This window comes from Mycobacterium sp. (genome assembly GCF_047975165.1).
GTDB lineage: Bacteria > Actinomycetota > Actinomycetes > Mycobacteriales > Mycobacteriaceae > Mycobacterium.
Genome location: NZ_JBKECZ010000002.1, coordinates 1 through 4,014 on the forward strand (window position 1 = coordinate 1; position 4,014 = coordinate 4,014).

Here is a 4,014-nt window from a genome sequence, read left to right on the forward strand (position 1 = left end):
TTCTACTAACCCTAAGTACTTATCTGTACCTTCTATTGAAAAAAGAAATTCATTATCCTTTGCATTTCTTTTTACTGGATTAATACTAGTAGGTTCATCAATAGTAGAACTGGATACTCATTCTATATCTCCATCATCATAAGAAAATAAGAGTGGATCATCATATAAATTTAAACCATTTTCTGGTATTCATCCTAAAGATAGATCATTACTATCGTCTAATACATGAAAGATGAGTGTACCAGAAGCATTATTCCTATATGTAGAAAACTTAGAATCTCCTTCATCATTTGGACTTGTTAAATATACTCCTTCACCATTTTCGTATATTAAGAACTCTGTATCATCAGCTACAAATCCATTAGCCTCAGTTAATTGTTCTTGTCCATCAATAAATTCTATAGCTTTACCAAATAGTATTACTATTGGAACTATTATAATCATTGCAATTACTCCAATGATTCCTAATAGTAATGCTACTAATCCAAAGTTATTTCTTTCAAAGTGTTCATTAGCTAAATCTGCATCATCTACTTGATCAATAACTACATCAAGAATTTGTTCTAGTTTATCTACATCATATTCTTCATGTATTGCTTTTGATAATGCTGCAGATACGGCTGTAGAAATATTAGCTTCTGATTGTGGTGATTTTTCAATTTGAGTAAGAGGGTTTTTATATTTCTCTTCATTCAAGTTAACAGCTTTAGTAGGAGTTTTTACATCCTTAACTGTCAGCTTCTTTTGTTTCTTTTTCTTAGAAACTGGAAAATTATCAGAAGAAGAACTAGGTCCTTGTCCTGATTTTCAATCTGCTCAGATGTCTGTGTTTTTATTCTTAGCCCTTGTTTTCCTCTTTTAATTGATATCACAAAAAAAATATTTTATACCTTATCACAAATTTATGACATATATTTCAAATATTTATTATCAATAATCAATCTATATAAATCAACTATTAATATAATATTACTCTCATAATAAATTACATTGTTGTTGTAGTAGAAAAAAATATGCTTTCGCATATTTGATTAATTATTTTGCAGTGTTATTAATAAAGTAATTATTTACATCTGTTATATCTACCTCAGCTGTTCTTGGCGTGCTAAAATTTACTTCTAAATCTTCAAATTCATAATAAGAAAACGTGTAGCTAGACGCTGTAGTATGATTATCAACTTCAGTGGATAATTTTATTCAGTTTCTCTTCGCATTTTCTTCTTTACAATGATCTATCGCAAAACGAACATCATCATTATATTCATCTTGCTTGTCAGAATCTTCCTCTATATAACCTTCAGCAGAAATTGAATAAAGTAAAGTTTCTAAATTTCTTCATTCATTTTTTTCTTCGTTTCATTCTAGTGAAATTTCTCCATATTTATCTGTATAAGATGTTGAAGAACCATCACCTACTATATTAGTCGACACAAGTCCGAGAGCTTTTCAATCACCATCGTCCCCATTTGATCCAATACCATTTGAGTTTCCTCCACCTGAAAGTCCGATTCCTAATATAACACCTAGTCCAATTACTGCAGCAATTGCCACACCTATAATTAACATTGTCATTTTTTTCATTTTTTTTATTTATATAGCGAGATCTTCGCATTTCCTTTTTTATATTTGCAAATTCGTTGATATTTTATCTTCATAGAAATTTTCTCAAATCTTTAAATTTTTTTATTATTTTTGCAAATTAATAACACAAACACTAAACGAATTAAACCTCCTAAGTAGGAGGTATATAAAACGCTTAGTGTTTATCAATTTTTAGTAATAGATAGTTATAAATTTTCACAAAGAAAAAACCAGACTAGCTGGCTTGTTCATATAATTATCTTCTCTTTTTAGTTATATCTGTAGAATCATTTATATCTATGTTTAATTTCTCTCTACCTAAAGCAACAAATACTGCAGCAATTATATATAGTATTAGTGGTAGGAACTGAAATATTAATATTGATAGTACTGCACAAATAATTGAAAATACTACTAATATTCATTTTCTAGTTCCTCTAGTCATATATCCTGCTGATCAAATAATCATTAATATAGATAGAACAATTATTGTTATAGATATAATTAAAAACCAATTCCCAACACCATCTGCTCCTGCAACAGAAAATAGTGCTCCAAAAAAAGCCATAAAAACTCCATATAATATTCCAAAACCTGAAGCTACTATTGCTAGGATTCCTCCTGCCTTTCCTATTCCGTTCATTTATTTATCTCCTTTATTATTTTATTCACTAATTAAATAGATATTTAATTAGTGAAAACATAAATAATAAAAAATTAGACGTTTAATTAAACATCCAATTTTTTAAAAATTATTATTACTGGTAATATAGATTATTCAACCTTCTCTTTACCTAGAGCAATAAACACTGCTGCTAATACGTAAAGAATGATTGAAATGATTCCAGGGATTGATAGTACTGCACAAATAATTGATAATACTACTAATAATATTTTTCTAGATCCTTTTGACATGTATCCTGCACATCAAACAATCATTAAAATTGAGATTGCTGTAACAGCAATTCCTAAAATTAATAGAAGTGTTGAGAATCCTCCGAATATTAATGTTACAAGTAAACCATTAATAATTCCAAATGCTGATGCAATAATAAGTAGGATTCCTCCTGCCTTTGCCATTCCGTTCATATTTTACCTCCTTAATAATTTTCTCAAATCCTAAGCTTTTTTTTTTTTTTGCAAATTAATTACACAAACACTAAACAAATTAAGCCACCCAAGTAGGTGGTGAGTAAAATGCTTAGTGTTTATCAATATTTTTGTAATGGATAGGTATAAATTTTTGGGCAAAGAAAAAACCAGACTAGCTGGCTCTTACATTTTGATTATCATGTTAAACTTTAGACTCTACACTTATTTGTTCTCTAAATAATTTCATTTGAATTTCAAATCTAAATTTAGTAAACTCGTCAAATTTTTTCTGTCTACTATCAGCATCATATTTCTCAAAGTCTTTAATATAATTAATTTTGTTTTTATATTCCGCTTCAACTTGATTTCTCAAATCTTGATTTTGGATTTTTTTCAGATGCTCTATTATCATTCTATCTTATAATAAATTAACCAGATTAACATCAGCACATTTTTAGTCATTATCATTTGACTCAAGTTCTCAGCAATTACATATTAAGTGAATACCAGATTTAATATCAAGATCCTTTAGTGCACTCTTTGTAAATATATGATCAAATTGATATTTTTTAGGTTGTTGAGTTCTCAGTTGTTTGTAGATTATTGAAACTATAAATTTAATAGTACTTTGGAAACCATCTTTATATTCAGTATATATTCTTTGTTTTTCATTTACACGATCTATTGTTCTTTCAATCTCATCCAATGTCAATTCACCTTTAAGATAATTTTGATTCACTACATCGACTTTTAATTGTACGTCAGTAGATTGTGCAAAATCTCTATTTAAAATAGCATTAATGAAATAGTATTGAAGCTTATCATGGACTTCATAATTAGGATTCTTAAGTCTTTCATAGAAAACTTGAGCTCCCATAGAAATAAATAGGTTTTTTGAAAGTGAACTAACTATTGTTTTATAGTCTTTAATAGAATCTATAATTGGTAATTTTTTGGTTACATCAATTCAAACTTTTGATAGAATTTCGACTTTACTTTCTAAATCATCAAAATCTTCGTTTGCTTTGTATGCAATAAATTTACCAAGATCTTCATCAAAGTCATCATTAAAATTAAATTCGGAAAGTTTTTTTGGTTTAGGTGATTTCAAATTTAATTCATGAAAATATCAAACTCTAAACAATCACAACATAGGAGTTAATATTCCTTTGTCAATTTCAAATTTCTTGTGACCTGAAGCTCAAAATTTGTCTTTGAATATTTCGGCCCCAATTGAATCTAGTGAATTCTTTAAGAATAAACAGTAAATTTCTGATGGTGTATAAACTCCCTCTCTTGTCTCAACGCCCGAAATAACATTATCACTATACATAGCATCAA

Annotated in this window: 6 protein-coding genes; all 6 read right to left on the minus strand. The window is 28.0% G+C overall.

Annotated elements, in window-relative coordinates; all coding sequences use genetic code 11:
* Positions 1–189: 189 nt before the first annotated feature.
* Positions 190–696 carry a hypothetical protein gene (locus ACK5M9_RS00015; RefSeq protein WP_416891165.1) on the minus strand — a complete coding sequence of 169 codons (507 nt, stop codon included), beginning with the start codon at positions 694–696 and terminating at the stop codon, positions 190–192.
* Between the two features lie 750 nt (positions 697–1,446).
* Entirely contained in the window at positions 1,447–1,581 is a 135-nt protein-coding gene (locus ACK5M9_RS00020) for a hypothetical protein (protein ID WP_416891166.1), read from the minus strand.
* 457 nt (positions 1,582–2,038) lie between these two features.
* Positions 2,039–2,224: a hypothetical protein gene (locus ACK5M9_RS00025; protein ID WP_416891167.1), complete on the minus strand. Its 186-nt coding sequence runs from the start codon at positions 2,222–2,224 to the stop codon at positions 2,039–2,041.
* 284 nt (positions 2,225–2,508) lie between these two features.
* The gene (locus ACK5M9_RS00030) at positions 2,509–2,670 is read right to left on the minus strand and encodes a hypothetical protein (protein WP_416891168.1); all 162 of its coding nucleotides are present in this window, start codon (positions 2,668–2,670) and stop codon (positions 2,509–2,511) included.
* A gap of 205 nt (positions 2,671–2,875) precedes the next feature.
* Complete coding sequence (locus tag ACK5M9_RS00035; RefSeq protein WP_416891169.1) at positions 2,876–3,085, minus strand: hypothetical protein; 210 nt, start codon at positions 3,083–3,085, stop codon at positions 2,876–2,878.
* 69 nt (positions 3,086–3,154) lie between these two features.
* On the minus strand, positions 3,155–3,550 hold the full coding sequence (locus ACK5M9_RS00040) for a hypothetical protein (protein ID WP_416891170.1): 396 nt from the start codon (positions 3,548–3,550) through the stop codon (positions 3,155–3,157).
* Between the last annotated feature and the right edge of the window lie 464 nt (positions 3,551–4,014).